17 protein-coding genes and 2 pseudogenes are annotated in these 20,061 nt (G+C 68.5%); 8 read left to right on the top strand and 11 right to left on the bottom strand.

Annotated features, from left to right (window positions below; translation table 11 throughout):
* Positions 1-86: 86 nt before the first annotated feature.
* Complete coding sequence (locus G3I56_RS07405) at positions 87-1,040, bottom strand: LysR family transcriptional regulator (protein ID WP_203689363.1); 954 nt, start codon at positions 1,038-1,040, stop codon at positions 87-89.
* Between the two features lie 63 nt (positions 1,041-1,103).
* Here G3I56_RS07405 and G3I56_RS07400 point away from each other — a divergent pair, with 63 nt between their 5' ends.
* Together G3I56_RS07400 and G3I56_RS07395 are read left to right on the top strand one after the other, a co-directional pair.
* Positions 1,104-2,384: an MFS transporter gene (locus tag G3I56_RS07400; RefSeq protein WP_164408055.1), complete on the top strand. Its 1,281-nt coding sequence runs from the start codon at positions 1,104-1,106 to the stop codon at positions 2,382-2,384.
* Between the two features lie 301 nt (positions 2,385-2,685).
* Positions 2,686-3,726: a sigma-70 family RNA polymerase sigma factor gene (locus G3I56_RS07395; protein ID WP_164408054.1), complete on the top strand. Its 1,041-nt coding sequence runs from the start codon at positions 2,686-2,688 to the stop codon at positions 3,724-3,726.
* Positions 3,727-3,756: 30 nt separating this feature from the next.
* Here G3I56_RS07395 and G3I56_RS43650 read toward each other — a convergent pair.
* Positions 3,757-3,975, bottom strand: a pseudogene (locus tag G3I56_RS43650) (hypothetical protein); the annotation flags it as partial.
* Between the two features lie 199 nt (positions 3,976-4,174).
* Between G3I56_RS43650 and G3I56_RS07385 the strand changes: the two are divergent.
* The gene (locus G3I56_RS07385; RefSeq protein WP_164408052.1) at positions 4,175-5,095 is read left to right on the top strand and encodes an AEC family transporter; all 921 of its coding nucleotides are present in this window, start codon (positions 4,175-4,177) and stop codon (positions 5,093-5,095) included.
* Positions 5,096-5,171: 76 nt separating this feature from the next.
* On the opposite strand, the gene G3I56_RS07380 is transcribed toward G3I56_RS07385, so the two are convergent.
* From G3I56_RS07380 to G3I56_RS07355, 6 genes are all read right to left on the bottom strand, one after another.
* Entirely contained in the window at positions 5,172-6,455 is a 1,284-nt protein-coding gene (locus G3I56_RS07380; protein ID WP_164408051.1) for a thymidine phosphorylase, read from the bottom strand.
* Positions 6,456-6,564: 109 nt separating this feature from the next.
* Positions 6,565-6,963, bottom strand: a complete 399-nt coding sequence (locus G3I56_RS07375; protein ID WP_164408050.1) for a cytidine deaminase — start codon at positions 6,961-6,963, stop codon at positions 6,565-6,567.
* Positions 6,960-8,222, bottom strand: coding sequence for an ABC transporter permease (locus tag G3I56_RS07370; protein ID WP_164408049.1), 1,263 nt, complete (start codon positions 8,220-8,222; stop codon positions 6,960-6,962). Before G3I56_RS07370 ends, G3I56_RS07375 begins: the two co-directional genes overlap by 4 nt.
* On the bottom strand, positions 8,219-9,349 hold the full coding sequence (locus tag G3I56_RS07365; protein WP_164408048.1) for an ABC transporter permease: 1,131 nt from the start codon (positions 9,347-9,349) through the stop codon (positions 8,219-8,221). Before G3I56_RS07365 ends, G3I56_RS07370 begins: the two co-directional genes overlap by 4 nt.
* Entirely contained in the window at positions 9,346-10,977 is a 1,632-nt protein-coding gene (locus tag G3I56_RS07360) for an ABC transporter ATP-binding protein (RefSeq protein ID WP_164408211.1), read from the bottom strand. The genes G3I56_RS07365 and G3I56_RS07360 overlap by 4 nt, the downstream gene beginning before the upstream one ends.
* Positions 10,978-11,205: 228 nt before the next feature.
* Positions 11,206-12,258, bottom strand: a complete 1,053-nt coding sequence (locus G3I56_RS07355) for a BMP family ABC transporter substrate-binding protein (RefSeq protein ID WP_164408047.1) — start codon at positions 12,256-12,258, stop codon at positions 11,206-11,208.
* A 330-nt stretch (positions 12,259-12,588) separates the two neighbouring features.
* Here G3I56_RS07355 and G3I56_RS07350 point away from each other — a divergent pair, with 330 nt between their 5' ends.
* The gene (locus G3I56_RS07350; protein WP_203689362.1) at positions 12,589-13,308 is read left to right on the top strand and encodes a DUF6445 family protein; all 720 of its coding nucleotides are present in this window, start codon (positions 12,589-12,591) and stop codon (positions 13,306-13,308) included.
* Positions 13,309-13,417: 109 nt separating this feature from the next.
* Here the strand turns inward: G3I56_RS07350 and G3I56_RS07345 are convergent, their stop codons facing one another.
* Positions 13,418-14,446: a BMP family ABC transporter substrate-binding protein gene (locus G3I56_RS07345; protein WP_343239890.1), complete on the bottom strand. Its 1,029-nt coding sequence runs from the start codon at positions 14,444-14,446 to the stop codon at positions 13,418-13,420.
* Positions 14,447-15,102: 656 nt separating this feature from the next.
* On the opposite strand from G3I56_RS07345, the gene G3I56_RS07340 reads away from it, so the two are divergent.
* From G3I56_RS07340 to G3I56_RS07330, 3 genes are all read left to right on the top strand, one after another.
* On the top strand, positions 15,103-16,479 hold the full coding sequence (locus tag G3I56_RS07340) for an IS1380 family transposase (protein WP_164408046.1): 1,377 nt from the start codon (positions 15,103-15,105) through the stop codon (positions 16,477-16,479).
* Positions 16,480-16,831: 352 nt separating this feature from the next.
* Positions 16,832-17,470 (top strand): hypothetical protein, encoded by a 639-nt coding sequence (locus tag G3I56_RS07335; RefSeq protein ID WP_164408045.1) that lies wholly within the window; start codon positions 16,832-16,834, stop codon positions 17,468-17,470.
* A 68-nt stretch (positions 17,471-17,538) separates the two neighbouring features.
* Complete coding sequence (locus G3I56_RS07330) at positions 17,539-17,994, top strand: hypothetical protein (protein ID WP_164408044.1); 456 nt, start codon at positions 17,539-17,541, stop codon at positions 17,992-17,994.
* An 88-nt stretch (positions 17,995-18,082) separates the two neighbouring features.
* Here G3I56_RS07330 and G3I56_RS43645 read toward each other — a convergent pair.
* Positions 18,083-18,222, bottom strand: a pseudogene (locus tag G3I56_RS43645) (amidohydrolase); the annotation flags it as partial.
* A 235-nt stretch (positions 18,223-18,457) separates the two neighbouring features.
* Positions 18,458-18,667, bottom strand: a complete 210-nt coding sequence (locus G3I56_RS07325) for a toxin-antitoxin system HicB family antitoxin (protein ID WP_164408043.1) — start codon at positions 18,665-18,667, stop codon at positions 18,458-18,460.
* Positions 18,668-18,687: 20 nt separating this feature from the next.
* Here G3I56_RS07325 and G3I56_RS07320 point away from each other — a divergent pair, with 20 nt between their 5' ends.
* Entirely contained in the window at positions 18,688-20,004 is a 1,317-nt protein-coding gene (locus G3I56_RS07320; protein WP_343239889.1) for a transposase, read from the top strand.
* Positions 20,005-20,061: the final 57 nt, after the last annotated feature.

Here is a 20,061-nt window from a genome sequence, read left to right as displayed (position 1 = left end):
TGCGGGCAGGTGGCGGCTGGTCGCGCCCACGCGGCGGAGCCGCGAATGTCACAGCCCCGCGCCCCTGAAAACAGGTCCGCCCGTCCTCACGTGGGAAGCAGGTTGCCCCTGCGTGAGAGCAGGAATTTCTTGAACGCGGCCACTGGTGGGGTGTCTGGATGGCCGTCCAGCCAGGCGACGCCGATCTCCCTTGCCGCCCTCGGGGATGTGACCGTCAGTTCTGCGACTCCCGGGCGGGGGACAGCCGGAGGAGGCAGGAGGGCTACGCCCAGCCCGGCCGCCACCAGGCCCCTCAAGGTTTCCGCCTCCTCTCCCTCGAAGGCGATGCGGGGGCGGAAGCCGGCCTGCTGGCAGAGGTCGTCGGTGATGCGGCGGAGGCCGTAGCCGGGTTCCAGGGTGACGAAGGTTTCGTCGGCCGCTTCGGCCAGGCGGACTCGCCTGCGGGTGGCGAGGCGATGGTCGGCGGGGACGACCAGACGGAGTTTCTGTTCGTCCAGGCGGCGGGCGACCAGGTCGGGGGCGTCGGGGACGGGCGAGGTGAGGCAGAGGTCCAGTTCACCGGAGCGCAGGCGTTCGATCATGGCCTCGCCGTAGTTCTGTACGAGGGTGAAGCGGACCCGGGGATGGTCGGCGCGGAAGGCGTGCAGCAGGCCGGGGACGGTCTCGGCGCCCATGGTGTGCAGGAAACCGAAGGCGACCTTGCCGGTGGCGGGGTCGGCGTCGGCGCGTACCTCGTCGGCGGCCCGCTCGATCTCGGCGAGGGCCCGCTCGACGGAGGCGAGGAACGTACGGCCCGCGGGGGTGAGGGAGACGGTCCGTCCCCGGCGGGCGAAGAGGTCCACGCCTAGATCCTGTTCGAGGCGGACGATCGCCCGGGAGAGCGTCGACTGCGGGACCTGCATCTCCTGGGCGGCGCGGGTGACGTGCTCCGTGCGGGCGACTCCGGCGAAGTAGGACAGGCGTGGGGCGAGGGCGGTGACAATGTCTTCCGTGTCACTGGACGGTGACAGGCGAGCTTCTGACCTCTGCTGATGCACCATGGGAACGATTATGGGGTTTCCGTGCATTGGACGGATGAACGGGGGCGTACGTAACTTCGAGGCATGCCTGCTGCCAGTACCGGGGCGGCCACGATCGTGGCCGCCGCCCCTCCGTCGCTCCCCTCGCCCCCCGTCGTCGACTCCCGTATGGCCCCGGGTGGTCCCGGCTACCGGCGGATGAGCTTCGCGCTGTTCCTCGCAGGCGTCGCGACGTTCGCGCTCCTCTACTCCACGCAGGCGCTGCTGCCGTTGATCTCCGGCGAGTTCGGGGTGCCGGCGAGCGACGCGAGCTGGACGGTGTCGGCGGCGACCGGTGCGCTGGCTCTGTTCGTCCTCCCGATGAGCGCGCTGTCGGAACGGTTCGGGCGGCGTGCGGTGATGACCGGGTCGCTGGCCGTGGCGGCGACGGTCGGGCTGCTGGTGCCGCTCGCCCCGTCGCTGGGCGCGCTGGTCGCGCTGCGGGCGGTGCAGGGCGCCGCGCTGGCAGGGCTGCCTGCGTCGGCGACCGCGTATCTGGCCGAGGAGGTCCGGCCCAAGGCGCTGATCACGGCGATCGGCCTGTTCGTGGCAGGCAACAGCGTGGGCGGGATGAGCGGCCGGGTCATCACCGGCTGGGTCGCGCAGGAGTGGGGCTGGCGGGTCGCGGTCGCCGTGATCGGCGTCGTGGCCGTGGGCTGCGCGGTGGCCTTCCGGCTGCTGCTCCCCGCGCCGCGTCACTTCCGGACGGGCTCGCTGCGGCCGAGGGTTCTGGCTCGCACGGTCCGTACACACCTGTCGAACCCCTTGCTGCGGCGGCTGTACGCGATCGGCGCGCTGTTCATGACGGTGTTCGGCGGGGTCTACACGGTGATCGGGTACCGCCTGACGGAGGCGCCCTTCAGCCTGCCCCAGGGCATCGTCGGCTCGGTCTTCCTGGTGTACCTGGTGGGTACGGTGTCGGCGTCGACGGCGGGGAGGCTGGTGGGCCGCCTGGGGCGCCGGGGTGCGCTGTACCTGGCCGGCGGCACGACGACGGCAGGCCTGCTGCTGTCCCTGTCGGACAACCTGGCGCTGGTTCTGCTGGGCCTGGTGCTGATCACGGCGGGGTTCTTCGCGGGGCACGCGGTGGCGTCGTCGGCGGTGAGCCACACGGCGAAGGTGGGGCGTGCGCAGGCGTCGGCGCTGTACCAGTCGGCGTACTACATCGGCTCCAGCGCCGGCAGTACGTTGGGAGCGGTGGCGTTCCACGCGGGTGGCTGGTCGGGGACGGTGGGGTTGGGATTGCTGGCGGTGGCCGGGGTTGTGACGGTCACGGTGATGGGGTCCCGGGCGGCACGGAGTGTGCGGGTGCCGGCGGCAGCGTGACCCAAGCTTTTCCCTCGCCCCCGCCGCCCCTACCCGTCCCGTCCTCGGGGGCGCTGCCCCCGAACCCCCGCTCCTCAAACGCCGGAGAGGCTGGATTGTCAGCCCGTCCGGCGTTTGAGGACGAGGCCCCTTCAGGGCCGAAGCGGGGGTCTGGGGGCGCAGCCCCCAGGAACGGGATGGGACGGGTAGGGGCGGCGGGGGCGAAAACCCTTCTCCCGGGGCCGTTGTCAGTCCCCTGCGCTAGCTTTCTTCGTGTTGGGTCGCCATGTGGCGACGAAGGCAGCCATGGGGTGGGTTGGCGATGGGTGACAGTACGGCTACTGCGACAGACCTCGACGTACAACTGGAACGGCACCGCGTCGAACTGACCGGGTACTGCTACCGCATGCTCGGCTCCTCCTTCGAGGCCGAGGACGCCGTGCAGGACACCATGGTCCGCGCCTGGCGGAACCACGAGAAGTTCGAGGGGCGGTCGAGCCTGCGGTCGTGGCTGTATCGGATCGCCACCAACGTCTGTCTGGACATGCTGACCGCCGGCAACAAGCGCGCCCGTCCCATGGACCTCACCGACTCCACCCCCCTCGCCCGGGCCGCCCTCTCTCCCCGCCCCGACAACACCTGGCTGGAACCGATGCCGGACGCCCGTGTGCTGCCGACCGTCGAGGACCCGGCGGAGGCCGCCGTGGCCAAGGAGTCCGTGCGGCTCGCCTTCATGGCGGCCCTGCAGCAACTCCCCGCGAAACAACGGGCCGTGCTGATCCTCCGCGAGGTGCTGGCCTGGAAGGCGAGCGAGGTCGCCGAGCTCCTCGAAACCTCGGTCGTGTCGGTAAACAGTGCCCTCCAGCGGGCCCGGGCGACCCTCGCCGAGCGGGACAGTGCCACGGCCGGGGTCGGTGCCGGTGCCGCCGTCTCCGACCCGCTCAGCGAAGAGCAACAGAAGCTCCTCGAACGCTATGTCGCCGCGTTCGAGGGCTACGACATGACGGCGCTCACCGCGCTGCTGCACGAGGACGCCGTCATGACGATGCCGCCGTTCGACCTGTGGCTGACCGGGCCGGAGGACATCACCGGCTTCATGACGACACTCGGCGCCGCCTGCGCGGGCTCGCACCTCGTGCCGGTCGCCGTCAACGGGCTGCCGGGCTTCGCCCAGTACAAGCCGGACGAGGAGACGGGCGGCTACTCCCCCTGGGCGGTCCAGGTGCTGGAGATCTCAGAGGGCCGGATCACCGGGTTCCACTGCTTCCTCGACACCAAGCGCTGGTTCCCGCTGTTCGGCCTTCCCCTCTCGCTCCCCCTCGACGTCGAAGCGGAGACCGACCAGGTCCAGGAAGGCGAGTAGGGCGGGCGCCGGGTCCCGGAGGCGTATCCGGCCTCCGGCCCGGCGGGCGGTGAGCTGGACCCGGGCCAGCAGTTCCACCGTGTCCAGGCCCGGCGGCCCCAGCCCGGCCACATCGCACACCACGACCGGATCACGACCACCACCGCCACCGCCGGTCCCAGTCACCAACAGGGCATGCACGTCCTCGCACAGCCCCGTCACCCCTTCGCGGGTGACGGGGCCGGCCAGCACGAGTACAGCGGGTGTCATGGCGTCCACGAACGGTAGACCGCACGGCCGCCCGTAACTCATCGCTCGCGCGTTTGAGCCCACCCGCTGAAGCCCACCCGTTGAGATCGCTTTGACGCGTGCCCCTCCTCCCCCGGAGGGTTGCGTGTATGCCCCACGAACCGTCCCCGCCCGCGATACCCCACGGCCTCCCTTCCTCCCGGCTCGCCAAGGAGGTCCCGTGCAGGGCGTGCTGACCGGGTTCGCGGTGATCGCGGTGGTCATCGGCGTCGGCTATGTGATCGGGCTGCGCGGCTACCTCGGGGACAACGGACGCGAGGTCCTGACCAAGCTCGCCTTCCATGTGGCCACCCCGGCTCTGCTGTTCACCATGCTCGCCCGGGCCGACCTGTCGGTGATCTTCTCCAGCCGGCTCCTGGTCACCGCGCTGAGCACGATCGCGGCGGCGAGTGTCTTCGTCGCGGTGGGCGTCGTACGCCGCTGGGGTGCCGGACGTACGACGATCGGCGCCCTCTGCTCCAGTTACGTCAACTCGGGCAACCTCGGTATCCCCATCGCTGTGTACGTGCTGGGGGACGCCTCGCTCGTCGCGCCGGTACTGCTGTTCCAGTTGCTCGTGGTCACGCCGGTCGCGCTGACCGTCCTCGATCTGACGAGCACCGGCGAGAAGGGGCCGCTGTGGCGGCAGTTGATCACACCGGTACGCAACCCCATCGCCGTCGCCACGCTCGCCGGGGTGCTGGTGGCGGCGACGGGGCTGACCGTCCCCGCGCCGGTGATGGACCCGCTGACCCTGATCGGCAACATGTCCGTCCCGGCGGTGCTGATGGCGTTCGGTATCTCACTGTCCGGCAGCACCTGGCCGTTGCGCGGCTCCGAGCGGACTCCCGTACTGCTGTCGGTCGCCCTGAAGTCGGTGGGCCAGCCGGTGGTCGCCTGGGCGCTGGCCGCGAGTGTCTTCGGCCTGCACGGCGCGCCCCTGCTCGACGTGGTGGTGACCTCGGCCCTGCCCGCCGCCCAGAACCTCTTCACGTACGCGAGCCGCTACCGCGTGGGGGAGACCCTGGCCCGCGAGTCGATCCTGCTGTCGACCGTCCTGGCCGTACCCGTGCTGGTGGTCGTCGCGGCCCTGCTGGGCTGAGCGAACGAGCAGCGCCCGGGCAGGGGATCACTCCCCCACCCGGGCGCCCGTACGCTCGCTCCGCCCCGCTACCGGCTCAGGCGATGCGCTCCAGCACCACCGGCGCCGCCGCGAAGTCCGTGCCCGCCGCGCCGATGTCGTACGAACCTTCGACCGCCTGGAGCGCGTACTCGAAGCGGTCCGGGGTGTCCGTGTGGAGGGTCAGCAGGGGCTGGCCCGCCGTGACCGTGTCGCCCGGCTTGGCGTGCAGCTCGACGCCCGCGCCCGCCTGCACCGGGTCCTCCTTGCGTGCACGCCCCGCGCCCAGCCGCCAGGCGGCGACGCCGACGCCGTACGCGTCCAGGCGGGTCAGGACGCCCGAGGACGGGGCCTTGATGACGTGCTGTTCCTTCGATGTGGGGAGGGTGGCGTCGGGATCGCCGCCCTGGGCCGCGATCATCCGGCGCCACACGTCCATCGCCGAGCCGTCGGCCAGCGCCTTCGCCGGGTCGGCATCGCGAACACCGGCCGCGTCCAGCATCTCGCGGGCCAGGGCGAGGGTCAGCTCGACGACATCGGCGGGGCCGCCGCCCGCGAGGACCTCGACCGACTCCCGTACCTCCAGCGCGTTGCCGGCCGTCAGGCCGAGCGGAGTCGACATGTCGGTGAGGAGGGCCACCGTGCGAACACCATGATCAGTACCCAGGCCCACCATCGTGGACGCCAGTTCCCGTGCGTCCTCGATGGTCTTCATGAAGGCGCCCGTGCCCACCTTCACGTCCAGGACCAGGGAGCCGGTGCCCTCCGCGATCTTCTTCGACATGATCGAGGAGGCGATCAGCGGGATGGCTTCCACCGTGCCGGTGACGTCCCGCAGCGCGTACAGCTTCTTGTCGGCCGGGGCCAGGCCGTCGCCCGCCGCGCAGATGACCGCACCGGTCGTGTCCAGGACGTGCAGCATCTCCTCGTTCGACAGCAGTGCGCGCCAGCCCGGGATCGACTCCAGCTTGTCCAGCGTGCCGCCCGTGTGGCCGAGGCCGCGGCCCGAGAGCTGCGGTACGGCGGCGCCGCAGGCAGCGACCAGGGGGGCGAGCGGGAGGGTGATCTTGTCGCCGACGCCGCCCGTCGAGTGCTTGTCTGCCGTCGGACGGGACAGGGCGTCGAAGTTCATGCGCTCGCCGGACGCGATCATCGCCGCCGTCCAGCGGGCGATCTCGCGGCGGTTCATGCCGTTCAGCAGGATCGCCATGGCGAGCGCGGACATCTGCTCGTCGGCGACCACGCCGTGCGTGTACGCGTCGATGACCCAGTCGATCTGCTCGTCGCTGAGTTCACCGCGGTCCCGCTTGGTGCGGATGACGGAGATGACGTCCATGGCCATGGCTTGGCTTCCTTCCGGTGGTTCCAGTCGTCCTGAGAACCGGTCGTTCTGCGAACTGTGCGGCCCCCCGGAGTGGGCATTCGACCGACTCCGGGGGGCCGTACGGGAGTTACTTGGTGAGATGGTCCGGGCCGAAGGCCTGGGGGAGCATCTCCGAGAGGGGCAGGATGCCCGCCGGGGTCTCCAGCAGCAGGCTCGCGCCGCCGAACTCGTACAGCAGCTGCCGGCAGCGACCGCACGGGACGAGGATCTCGCCCTTGCCGTCCACGCACGTGAAGTGCGTCAGCCGGCCGCCGCCGGTCAGCTGGAGCTGGGAGACCAGGCCGCACTCGGCGCACAGCCCGATCCCGTACGAGGCGTTCTCGACGTTGCAGCCCGAGACCGTGCGGCCGTCGTCGACCAGGGCCGCGACGCCGACCGGGTAACCCGAGTAGGGGGCGTACGCCCGGGACATCGCGTCCCGGGCCACCGCCCGCAGCTTCTCCCAGTCGACCTCGTCGACGCTCACTTGCCCTGGCCCCTTCGGTAGGGCATGCCGTCCGCCTTCGGCATCCGCAGGCGCTGCGCCGAGAAGGAGAGGACCAGCAGGGTCACGATGTAGGGCGCCGCCGTCACGAGCTGGCGGGGGACCTCGTTCGTGTCGGCGTACCAGAAGAACATCACGACCGAGATGACCGCGGTGACGACGGCGGGCACGTACCGCTTCTTCCACACCAGGTAGGCCGCGCCCACCACCAGCAGGATCGCCAGCAGCAGGATCAGCGCGTGCACGTTGGTCGTGCCGCCGCGCAGGTTGAGGCTGTCGGTGTAGCCGAACAAGCCCGCGCCGAGGGCGAGTCCGCCCGGCATCCAGTTGCCGAAGATCATCGCGGCGAGGCCGATGTAGCCGCGCCCCGCAGTCTGGCCGTCGAGGTACACGTTCGAGGCGACGATCGACAGGAACGCGCCGCCGAGGCCGGCGAAGCCGCCCGAGATGATCACGGCCAGGTACTTGTACTTGTAGACGTTGACGCCGAGCGACTCGGCGGCCACCGGGTTCTCACCACAGGAGCGCAGTCGCAGGCCGAAGGCGGTGCGCCACAGGATCCACCAGCTGGCGGGTACGAGGGCCACCGCGATGACCGTCAGCGGGGAGAGGTCGGTGACCAGACCGCCGAGGAGGCCCCCGATGTCGGAGATCAGGAACCAGTGCTTCTGGTTGAGCGTGTCCAGCCAGCCCGACAGCCCTGGGATGTCGAAGGTGCCTAGGGAGTCGATCGGCGGAGACTGTTTGGAGGAGCCCCCCTGAGCCTCCTCGAAGGTGAACTTCGAGAGGTAGCGGGCGGTGCCCAGGGCGAGGATGTTGATGGCCACACCGGAGACGATGTGGTTGACGTTGAAGGTCACCGTCGCGACGGCGTGCAGGACGGCCCCGAGGCAACCGCCGAGGATGCCGAAGATGATGCCCACCCACGGGCCCCACTGGTAGCCGGCCCAGGCACCGAACCAGGTGCCGAGGATCATCATGCCTTCGAGGCCGATGTTGACGACGCCCGCGCGCTCGGCCCACAGACCGCCGAGACCGGCGAGGCCGATCGGGACGGCGAGCCGCAGCGCCGTCGACATCTGGCCGGTGGAGGTGATGCCGTCGGCGCCCGTGATCAGGCGGACGACCGACGTCAGAATCAGCACACCCGCGATGATCAGCAGGAGTACCGGGAGCGAGATCCGGCGTTTGCCCTTGCCGGGCTGCTGCGCCTGCGGCTTGGCGATGGTCTGGGTGCTCATCGGGCCGCCACCTCCTTCTGGGTGGTGTGGTTGTCGGCGGCGGCTGCGGCCAGTTCGGCGCCCACCTGACGCTGCTGGCGGCGCAGGCCCCACTGGCGTACGGCCTCGTACGAGATGACGACCGCGAAGACGATCAGGCCCTGCATGATGGTGGCGATCTCCTTCTCGTACGCCACCGGGGTCGCGTAGTCGAGGGCAGGGGACGCCTTGTCGAGGAAGGCCCACAGCAGGGCGGCGAACGCGATGCCGCCGGGGTTGTTGCGGCCTAGGAGGGCGATGCCGATGGCGGTGAAGCCGAGGCCCGCCGGGAAGCTCAGGCTGTAGGTGTGGACCTCGCCGAGCAGCAGAGGCAGACCGGACATGCCCGCCACACCGCCGGAGATCAGCATCGAGATGAGAACCATGCGCTTGGCGTCGACGCCGGAGGCCGCGGCGGCGGACTCGGACTCGCCGGTGGCGCGCAGGTCGAAGCCGAAGCGGGTGCGGTTGAGGACGGCCCAGTACAGGACGCCCATGAGGACGGCGAGGAAGACCAGGCCGTAGATCTCGCCGACGTCCGCGCCAAGGTCGATGCCCGGGACCCAGCCGGACTCCTTCATCACACCGGTCGTGTTGTTGTTGCCGACCTGTACGCCCAGGTTGTCGGAGAGCATCAGCCAGCCGATGAGGCTGGTGGCGATCGCGTTGAGCATGATCGTCGCGACGACCTCGCTGACCCCCCGGGTGACCTTCAGGACGCCCGCGATTCCGGCCCAGAAGGCGCCGGTGAGCATGGCGACCAGGAGGAGGAGGGGGATCTGAAGGACGGCCGGCAGCGAGACGTTCGCGCCGACGGCGGCGGTCATCATCGCGCCGAGGCGGTACTGGCCGTCGACGCCGATGTTGAAGAGGTTCATACGGAAGCCGAGGGCGACCGCGAGGGCGGCGATGTAGTACATCGACGCCTGGTTGACGATCAGGACCTGGACGTCGGAGAACGACGCCTGTTCCAGCATCAGGGAGTACGGCTCGAACGGGTTGCGGCCCGAGGCGAGGAGCACGATCGAGGTCAAGGCGATCGCCGCGACGAGCGCGATGACCGGCCCGGCCAGCGCGAGGAGCAGTCGCTCCTTGTCGAACTTCTTCATCGGGCCTCGTCCTCCGGGGCGGTGTCTGCCGCGCTGGCTTCGGTCGCTGTGCTCTCTGCGAGTTCTTCGACGTGCTCCAGGTGGCCGGTCGCGGCACCCGTCATGGCCGAGCCCAGTTCCTCCGGCGTGATGGTGGCCGGGTCGGCGTCGGCGACCAGCCTGCCGTTGTAGATGACGCGCAGGGTGTCCGACAGCCCGATCAGCTCGTCCAGGTCGGCGGAGATCAGCAGCACGGCCAGGCCTTCGCGGCGGGCCTCGCGGATCTGGTCCCAGATCTGCGCCTGGGCGCCGACGTCCACACCCCGGGTGGGGTGGGCGGCGATCAGGAAGCGCGGCTTGTGGGTCATCTCGCGGCCGACGATCAGCTTCTGCTGGTTGCCGCCGGAGAGGGAGGCGGCGGTGACGTCGATGCCGGGGGTGCGGACGTCGTACGCCTCGACGATCCGGCGGGTGTCCTCCTGGGCGCCCTTCGGGTCGAGCCAGAAGCCGCGCTTGCCCTTGCTGTTGGGCTTCTCGGTGACATGGCCGAGGATGCGGTTCTCCCAGAGCGGGGCTTCGAGGAGCAGGCCGTGACGGTGGCGGTCCTCAGGGATGTAGCCGACGCCGTGCTCGCGGCGCTTGCGGGTGGGCCAGGGGGTGATCTCGTCGCCTTCGAGGACGATGGCGCCGGAATCGGCGCTCTGGAGGCCGATGAGAGCCTCGATCAGCTCGGTCTGGCCGTTGCCCTCGACGCCGGCGAGGCCGAGGACCTCGCCCGCGTGGATGGTGAAGGTGATGTCGTCGAGGACGGCCCGGCCGCCCTCCGCCTCCAGGCGTAGCCTGTCGACCTGGAGCACGGGGCGGTCGGTGACCGTCGACTCGCTGGTCTCCGGCGTCGGCAGCTCGCTGCCCACCATCAGTTCGGCGAGCTGACGCGGGGTCGTGTCGGCGGGGACGGCTGTGCCGACCGTCGTACCACGCCGGATGACGGTGATCTCGTCGGCGACCGACAGGACCTCGCCCAGCTTGTGGGAGATGAAGATGACGGCCAGGCCCTCGGCCTTGAGTTCGCGCAGGTTCTCGAAGAGTGCGTCGACCTCCTGCGGGACGAGGACGGCGGTGGGCTCGTCGAGGATGAGGGTCCGGGCGCCCCGGTAGAGGACCTTGAGGATCTCGACGCGCTGACGGTCGGCGACACCGAGGTCCTCTACGAGGGCGTCCGGGCGGACGCTGAGCCCGTAGCGGTCGGAGATCTCCTTGATCTTCCGGCGGGCGCCGCCACCGATGCCGTGGAGCTTCTCGCTGCCCAGGACGACGTTCTCCAGGACGGTGAGGTTGTCGGCGAGCATGAAGTGCTGGTGGACCATGCCGATGCCGCGCGCGATGGCGTCGGCCGGCGATGAGAAGGCCACCTGCTCAGCGTCGACCGCGATGGTGCCCTCGTCCGGCTTCTGCATGCCGTAGAGGATCTTCATCAGGGTAGACTTACCGGCCCCGTTCTCGCCGACGAGGGCGTGCACGGTGCCCTTTTTGACCGTGAGGTGGATGTCGTGGTTGGCGACGACACCGGGGAACCGCTTGGTGATGCCCGTCAGCTCGACCGCGGTCGTCGACTGAGCGGTGAGCGGAGGGCTGCTGGACGCGTCGATGGCGCACTCTCCTTGAGAAGGGGGCCTCTCTACGCGCGTAGCGCCCCTGCTTTAAATAGTGCCCGGATCTGATCGCACATGATCATTTACTGATTGATCCGTACCGATCCGTTCCGAGCATTCTGCCGCGCGAACGGGGTGCGGATTGACCATCCTTTCCGCACCCCGTTCCGTGGCCGTAACGCTGTGATTACAGCGCCTCGTTGACCACCCTCAAGTCCTCCGACGTCAGGAGGTCTTGACCTTGATCGAACCGTCCTTGATGCCGGCCTCGGCCTTCGTCAGCGCGGCCTGCAGGGTGGCGTTGTCCTTGAAGACCGGGTTGGAGTCGGCCAGGCCGACACCGCCCGAGGCGAGGTCCGCACGGACCACACCGGTCTCGGGCTTGCCGTCCTTGACCGACTTGGCCAGGTTGTAGACGGCGCCGGCGACGTCCTTCAAGACCGACGTCAGGATCGAGTCCTTGTACTTGGCCAGCGCGTCCTGCTTGTACTGGTCCGAGTCGACACCGATCGCCCAGATCTTGTGCGCGGCGGCGGCCTTGATCACACCCTGGCCGGAGAGGCCAGCGGCGGCGTAGACGACGTCCGCCTTGGCGTCGATCTGACCCTCGGCCGCGTTCTCACCCTTGTCAGGGCTGGAGAAGCCGCCCTCCTGCGCGGTCTCGGTCAGGTACTGCGACTTGACCGTGACACCCTTCTTGGTGTCCTCGACGCCCTGCTTGAAGCCCGCCTCGAACTTGTGGATGAGCGGGACGTCCACACCGCCGACGAAGCCGACGACGTTCGTCTTGGTGGTGAGGGCGGCCGTGACACCGGCGAGGTAGGAGCCCTGCTCCTCGGTGAAGACCAAGTCCGCGACGTTGTCGGCCGTGATCTGCTCGTCGTCGACGACGCCGAAGGTCACCTTCGGGAACTTGGCGGCGACCTCCTTGACGGCGGGCGCGTACGCGAAGCCGACGCCGATCACCGGGTTGTAGCCCTGCTTGGCGAGCTGCTCCAGGCGCTGGGACTTGTCCGCGTCGGACTCGCCGTCCTGCGGCTCGACGGCGGTGCTCTTGTAGCCGAACTCCGCGTCGGCCTTGTCCATGCCGGCGGTCGCGGCGTCGTTGAAGGACTGGTCGCCCTTGCCGCCGACGTCGTAGGCGAGGGCGAGACCCTTGCCCGCGCTGTCGCTGCTGGAGGAGGACGAGGAGGTGGACGAGCTGCCGCAGGCAGAGGCAGTGACGGCGAGGGTGGCGGACGCGATACCCGCAACCGCGATTCGGGACAGCCGGCGCATGGGAAGGTACTCCTTTGTGCAAGCGCCTACCAGGCGCAGGTTCCGCCGCAGCGTAACGCGCGTAGACCAGACGGAAAACCCCAACTGTCCGGTCCGTTATCGAGCTGTGGCCGCAGTCGCGGCCCACACTACGAACAGCGGGGCGCCCATCGTGGGAGGCAAACGGCGTATGTGCAGGAACAATGCCCGGCCGGGCGTATGCGGGGCCACCGGGACAGCGGTCCGCTGACCATCTACCGACTGATCGCTGACCGAAGGTTGACCAAAGCCGGGACAAGGTTGACCGAGTGCAGACACAGGCAAAACCAAGCCCGCCCTACGTTCTGGCCCATGCCCCCACAGCCACCCTCTTCCCCCAGGGCGCCCCTCGCCCGCCCGGCCCATGCCTCCCGTGCCCCGCTGCCCGTGCTGCCCTACCGCAAGCCCACCAAGGGCCGCGACTACTGGGTCCTCGACGACGTCCTGCCCGGCGTGGACGCCGTACGGGAGCGGTGTCTCGCCAAGGACGACTGGACCGAGGGCCACCCGTACACCTCGGAGAGCTGGCCCGGACTGCGGGCCATGCCGGGTCTCGAACCAGCCGAGCTGGGGCGGATCGAGCGGCTGGTGAGGCAGGCGACCGGTGCGAAGGAACTCTGGGTGCAGAAGGCGCCCGGCGGCGGCACCCTCAACCACAACTGCGTCCAGGTGGTCGGCGAGGGTGAGAGCACGCCCCGCCCGCACACGGACTCACGGGCACTGTGCCGGTACGCGGCCGTGCTCTACCTCAACCCGGGCGTCCCCAAGGACTGCGGCACCAGCTTCTTCCGCCAGTCCCTGCCCGGCGGACGGCTCGGCGGCAACACGGTCCAAGCCCCGCACAACAATTTGGTCGAGGCGCTGGGCACCCGGTTCGTGGCACCGGACGCCTTCGAGGAGGACGTACGCGTCCCGCACAAGTACAACCGCCTGCTCCTCTACAACGCCAACCTCGTGCACAGCGCGACCGGTTACTGCGGGACGACAATCGAGGAGAAGCGGATGACGGCCGTCTTCTTCTGGATGGCGTAGAAGACGTAGACGGCGCAGAGGTCACGTCGTTCCGTACGACGAGCGGCGCCCCGGTCTCGTGGACCAGGGCGCCGCTCGCTGTCCGACTCGGCTCATCGCCGCGTCGTTGTCACTTGGTGTTGACGGTGACCTTGCCGTCGATGATGTCCTGCTTGGCCTTGTCGACCGCGGCCACGACGTCCGTCATCGCCTTGTACTTCGGGTTGGTGTCGGCGAAACCGACGCCGCCCGACTTGAGGTCGGCGCGCACGACGCCGGTCAGCGGCTTGCCCTCGTACACGGACTTGGACAGGTCATAGACCGCGCCGCCGACGTTCTTCAGGGCCGAGCCGAGGATGTAGTCCTTGTACGCGGCGAGCGCCTGCTGGCTGTACTGGTCGGAGTCGACACCGATCGCCCAGATCTTCTTGGCGGCGGCCTCGGAGATCACGCCCTGACCGGACAGACCGGCCGCGGCGTAGATCACGTCGGCGCCGGCCTCGATCTGGCCGCTCGCCGCGTCCTTGCCCTTGTCGGGGCTGGCGAAGCCGCCCTCCTGGGGCGTCTCCGTCAGGTACTGCGACTCGATCTTGATGCTGGGGTTGACGGACTTGGCGCCCTGGACGTAGCCCGCCTCGAACTTGTGGATGAGCGGGATGTCCACGCCGCCGATGAAGCCGATGTGGTTCACCTTCGTCGCCTTGGCGGCGGCGACGCCGGCCAGGTACGAGGCCTGCTCCTCGTGGAAGACGAGGTCGGTGACGTTCTTCGCGGCGACCGACTCGTCGTCGATGATGCCGAAGGAGGTCTTCGGGAACTTGGCGGCGACCTCCTTGACGGCGGGCCCGTAGACGAAGCCGACACCTATGACCGGGTTGTAGCCGGCCTGGGCGAGCTGGGTGAGGCGCTGGACCTTGTCCGCGTCGGACTCGCCGTCCTGCGGCTCGATGTCCCGGCCGCCCATCTTGAACTCGGTGCTGGCCTTCTCGAAGCCGGCGTAGGCGGCGTCGTTGAAGGACTGGTCGCCCTTGCCGCCGATGTCGTAGGCGAGGCCGATGCCCTTGCCCGAGTACGTGCCCGACGACGTGTCGGCGCTTTCGGCCTTCTTGCTGGACTCACCGCAACCGGCAGCCGTGAGGGCGACGACCGCAACGGCCACCGCAGCTTGAGAGAACCGAGTCCTCCGAGAAATAAGACGCACAGCAGGCACCCCTTCATCCCCACGGCACCGTCCCCGGCCCGCTTACCCAATGCGCCACCTGCGGCAGCGATTGCGGCGCACAGTAACGCGCGTAGACAGGGAGGGGAACGGGGTTTCGAGAGGCCGTTATCGATTCGTGCCGAGCGGGGTTACGTTTACCCACGCACGGTTACGGCCGGGTGAAGCAAAGGGACGAAGGTACATGGAAGGGGCACGGAAGAGGGTGGCACGCCGGGTGCCTGCGAGTACGCCCTCCCCAGTGACTCCCAGGGCCGGTCATCACCTTCCCGTCGTCCGCCCGGAGGGCGGGCTTGGCGCCCGCCACGGGAGCGGCTGATGTCCGAGTAGGCGCGCTCTCGGCCTGCCGGGCGCAGGCCCTCGTACCGGTGGGGTGATACGTGAGTCTGTGCCTGGTGCGGCGAGCGGGGCCCCTTGCAAGGGAGCATGCGCGGCGTTGCCAAGCAGGCGGGAATGTGACGACTGACCCTCTAGCCTCGCGCTTTCACGAGGTGGGCTGTCCAAGAGCTGATCAGAAACACGGAAAGTGCCCTTGACCTGCAACGATAGGACTTGCTGAGGGTCCTGTTGACTGCAAGGAAAAGAGCACTTTCCAGGTGAGAGAGCCTATCTCGTCGTACCCACGTGTCCGTGTCCAGGGAGACGGTCGGCAGGTGGTCTCGCAGGCCGGTGCGGTCCTGCTGCTGGAGACGGTCCGCAAGACGGACCTTGACCAGGCGATATCCGCAGCTCTGGTTCCGTGGCGGAAGCCGCGGGCCGTCCACGATCCCGGCAAGATCCTCCTGGACGTCGCCATGGCTGTCGCACTGGGCGGGGACTGCCTCGCGGACGTCGCCATGCTGCGGTGTGAGCCGGCCGTCTTCGGCCCGGTCGCCTCCGACCCGACCGTCTCCCGCCTGATCGACACCCTCGCCGCATCCGGCGGGAAAGCCCTGCAGGCCGTCCGGTCCGCACGCTCCGAAGTCCGTCATCGTGCCTGGTCGTTGGCGGGCGAGAACGCCCCGGACGCCGACGGTCAGGTCACTGTCGACCTCGACGGCGTCCTCGTGATCGCCCACTCCGACAATCAGGACGCGGCCGCGACCTGGAAGAAGACCTACGGCCATCACCCGTTGACGGCCTTCGTCGACCACGGACCGGGCGGAACCGGAGAGGCCGTCGCCACCCTCCTCAGACCAGGAAACGCGGGCTCCAACACCGCCGCCGACCACATCACCACCGCCCAACTCGCCCTGGCCCAACCACCCAAGCGCTACCGACGAGGACGGCAGACGCTGATCCGCACGGACTCCGCCGGCGGCACCCACGACTTCGTCTCCTGGCTCACGAAGCGGGGCCGATGGCTGTCCTACTCGGTCGGCATGACGGTCACCGAAGCAATCCACGAACACGTACTGAAGGTCCCCGCCTCGGCTTGGACCCCGGCCGTCGAGAGCGACGGTGAGGCCCGGGACGGGGCCTGGGTCGCCGAGCTCACCGGCAAGCTCCTTAACGGCTGGCCCAAGGGCATGCGGCTCATCGTCCGCAGGGAACGGCCCCATCCCGGCGCCCAGTTGAGGATCACGGACGCGGACGGCATGCGGATCACCTGCTTCGCGACCAACACCACCGGCCGGCCGATCGCCGCCCTCGAGCTGCGTCACCGGCTCCGGGCACGGACCGAGGACCGGATCCGCAACGCCCGGGCCACCGGCCTGCGCAACCTGCCCCTGCACGACACCGCCCAGAACCGGGTCTGGATGGAGATCGTCCAGATCGCGCTCGACCTGCTGGCATGGATGCCCATGCTCGCCCTGACCGGCCGGGCAAGGCTCTGGGAACCGCGTCGCTTGCGGTTCCGCCTGTTCTCCGCAGCCGGCCAGCTCGTCACCACCGGTCGGCGCAGGATTCTCCGCCTCGCCCGGCACTGGCCCTGGACCGACAAGATCACCGCCGCCCTCGAACGGCTCGCGCTCCTGCCCGACCCCGGCTGACCAGCAACCCACCGTCCCCGCGACAGCATCACCCGCCCCGGGCAGTGGAACCCGGCGCCCACCCGACGCGACAGCCGGGCCACCGGCCTGCCCGGCATCAGCTCCGGAAAGCAAAAGGGTCCACCGACTCCGTCGGCGGACCCTCAAGAAAGATCGAGGCTAGCGGAACACCATCCCAGACCGCGCGCCTGAAGACCTGCCTTGACCTTGAACGGCGGTTCGATAAGTCGAACGATTCCGCGAACCCTCAAGATTCGCTCAACTTCCTGTCATTGCCATGTCATCCCGTGGTTCGATCAATGCGTAACGGCGATCCGCCACCGGGTGGCCGGAAATTCAGGGGGCAAAAGCGTTGAAGATACATGCCGCAGCAGTCATGACCGGATTGCTGCTCATGGGCAGTGCAACACCGGCACTCGCCGACGACCTCGATGCGCAGCCGTCGACCGTCAATTCGGTGGCGGCCGCGACTGGAGTGGAAAGCGACGAGGCACTGCAGGAGGATCTTTCGATCCCGGGCGAGGTCGACGGCCCGAAGTTGAGCGAGCCCGACTCCTCGCCGAGCAGCCACTGCAGCGAGGGAGGACCTTTTGTTCACATCACGCAAAACGTGAAGAACACGATGTCCGTGAAGTACTCGACATACGTCACGAACAACAAGTCCTACGCGATCAATTACAACTTCAGTTCAGAGAAGTCGGGAACTACAAGCATAGGCGGCTCCCTCACCCTCAGCGGGGAGTACAAGGTGATGTGGCTCGGAAAGATCAAAGCCGAAGTGAACTTCAACGCCTCGAAGAGCTGGACGTCGTCGCTGCACGTCGGAACCAGCGGCAAGGTACAGGCACACTCGACCGTCACCGGCGACTACGGAATCATGAAGGAGAACATCAAGGGCTACACGGCCACGCTCAACGGTGACTGCTCGGTGACCAATAAGAAGAACATGACGGTGTGGGCGCCCTATCGAGAGGGCTGGGAGATCAACTGATCTCGGCTGACCACAGGCGCGGCTCCGGCCTTGACACCGGGGCCGCGTCATTCCACCAAGGAGATTCCATGGGTCGCCGTACCATCGCCGTCCCCACACTGCTCGTCCTGTCGCTCACGGCCGCCTGCGCGGCAACTGACGACACCGCAACCCGCGACACCAAGAGTTCCCACACCGCGCAGCCTACTCAGTCCAGCCAGTCCGTCAAAGGCTCGGGGCTCGACCTTCCGGCCAAGGCACAATTCCTCGTCCCCGTGACCAATGGCACTGCGGACACGGACCTTCCCGTGTTCAAGCCGTTGACGGACGTCTACACCGTGCATGCCAGTTGCTCGGGAGCGGGCACAGTGACCATCGTCGACCGCAAGCACCCGACCCAAGCGCCCAACCGTGTCAAATGCGACAGCCCCATCACCATTGGTCAGGTGTACACAGACCTGGTTGAACAGGCCTTGTCTGTGCACGTCAGTGGGAGTACGGCGACCTGGAGAATAGCCGTCGTGTCGGGCACACACCCCATGTGATCGAGCAGTCAGGACAGCCTGCCCGCGCATACTTGGCGGCTCTGGACGAGGCTGACCGCTATATGCCGAACGTCCTCGTCCAGTCAGCCTAAACAGCGTTCAGCAGCGCCGCCGCCGTGAAGATCTCCACGCCACCGTGATGGCGGACTCGTCGGCATCGAAGCCACCCTGGCGCAGATCACGTACGTTCCGCTCACCGGGCGTGCGGACGCCGAGCCGGGCCACCGCAACTTGGGAGAACCGGGCCCTCCGAGAAACAAGTCACTGAGGGGCCCCGAGGTTTCCAGACAGGCGCCCAACAGGGTTGTCCTACTGTGGCCGCAGTCGCGGCTCACGTGACGAACAGGATGGCGCCCCGCGCGGAACCCAAGCGACGCATGCGCGGGAAACGATGCCCGGCCGGGCGCGCCAAGGAACGCCGGGAGAGACGTCCACCTGGCTTCCGGGCAGGGTGCCCGGTCCTTCAGGGCCGGGGTGAATGCCCGCTCCCGCGTAGCGGGGTAGAGGTAGCCGAATCGCCGTCAGGGCGATCCGGCGTCTCGGGAGCGACGGCGGTGAGGCCGGCCTCAAGCAGGTAGAGCAGCTCGGAGTTGAGGGACCGCCGGTCGTCGGAAGCCTGAGCGGTCAGCCGGGCATGGAAGTCGTCGGGGATGCGGAGCGTGAATTTGACCATGCCGTCATGGTGCCATTAAAGTGACGGCATGTCACGTTTCCGGATGTACCCGACGAGCGAGCAGGCGAGCGTCATGCTCGAATCACTGTGCGCACGCCCGGTACGTCTGGAACCTTGCTGTTGAGCAGCACTCGCACTGGTACAAGGGCCGCAAGGCCGCGCCTGGTTTCGCAGAGCAGTGCAAGCAGCTCACCGAAGCCCGGCGCGAGAACGAGTGGCTGCGCGCGGGCAACGCCGATGTGATGCAGCAGGCCCTCAAAGACTTCGCGAAGGCCAAGAACGCCAAGTTCACGTCCGGGTTCGGGGAACCGACCTGGCGCAAGCGGTTCAAGCACGAGGGCTTCCGGGTCATCGGTACCGACCGGGTACCCGAGTTCAACGACGACGGCACGGCGAAGATCAACCCGAAAACCAAGAAACAAGTCATGGGCCGGTCCGTGGTGGTGCAGAAGCTGAACAAGCGGTGGGCGCAGGTCAAGGTGCCCGGCTGCGGCTGGGTGCACTTCCGCCTCACCCGCACCGGGCTCCCGTCGGCGAAGACGTTCCGCGTCACGCTGAAGAACGGGCAGTGGCACATCGCGTTCGCGGTCATCCCCGAGCCGATCGACGCGCCCGGGACCGGTGAGATCATTGGCATCGACCGGGGCGTGAAGATCACCGCCGCCCTGTCGGATGGCCGCACGCTCGACTGTCCGCAGCTCACGACCAAAGAGCGGGCGCAGATCCGCAAGCACCAGCGGCGTGCGGCGAGGGCGAAGAAGGGCAGCCCGGAGAAGACCGCCGAGTACGCGAAGGTCGCCAAACTCAAGGCCCGCGAAGCCGACCGGCGTAAGGACTGGTGCGAGAAGACCTCAACGATGCTCGCCCGCACCTACGACCTGGTGCGCTTCGAGAAGCTGAGCATCCGCAACATGACCGCCAAGGCCAAGCCGAAGGCCGACCCCGAGACGCCCGGCATGTTCCTGAAGAACGGCCGCGCCGCCAAGGCCGGACTGAACCGGAGCATCCTCGCCCAGGGCTGGGGCCTCCTGCGTCAGCGCACCGAGCACAAGGCCCCCGGACGCGTCGAAGACGTGCCCGCCCCGTACACGAGTCTGCGGTGCAGCGCCTGCGGATGGATCGACAAGAACTCGCGCAAGAGCCAAGCCGAGTTCGTCTGTTCCTCCTGCGGCTTCACCTGCAACGCGGACACCAACGCAGCAACCAACGTCGCGGCAGGACAGGGCGGAATTCCCCGCCCCCGGCGAACAGCCGGTGCCGGAGGGATGACAGCGGCCACCGACCGTTCGAGCGTCCGTGAACCTCAACCCACCTGGGTTGGAATCCCCCTCTTTTAAGAGGGGGAGGATGTCAATGACCGAAGATTGACCGAAGCCGGGCAAAAAGTGACCGAG

This window comes from Streptomyces sp. SID12488 (assembly GCF_010548275.1).
Classification (GTDB): Bacteria; Actinomycetota; Actinomycetes; order Streptomycetales; family Streptomycetaceae; genus Streptomyces.
Note: the sequence above shows the minus strand (reverse complement) of the source record. Positions and strands in the feature narration are given on the sequence as shown.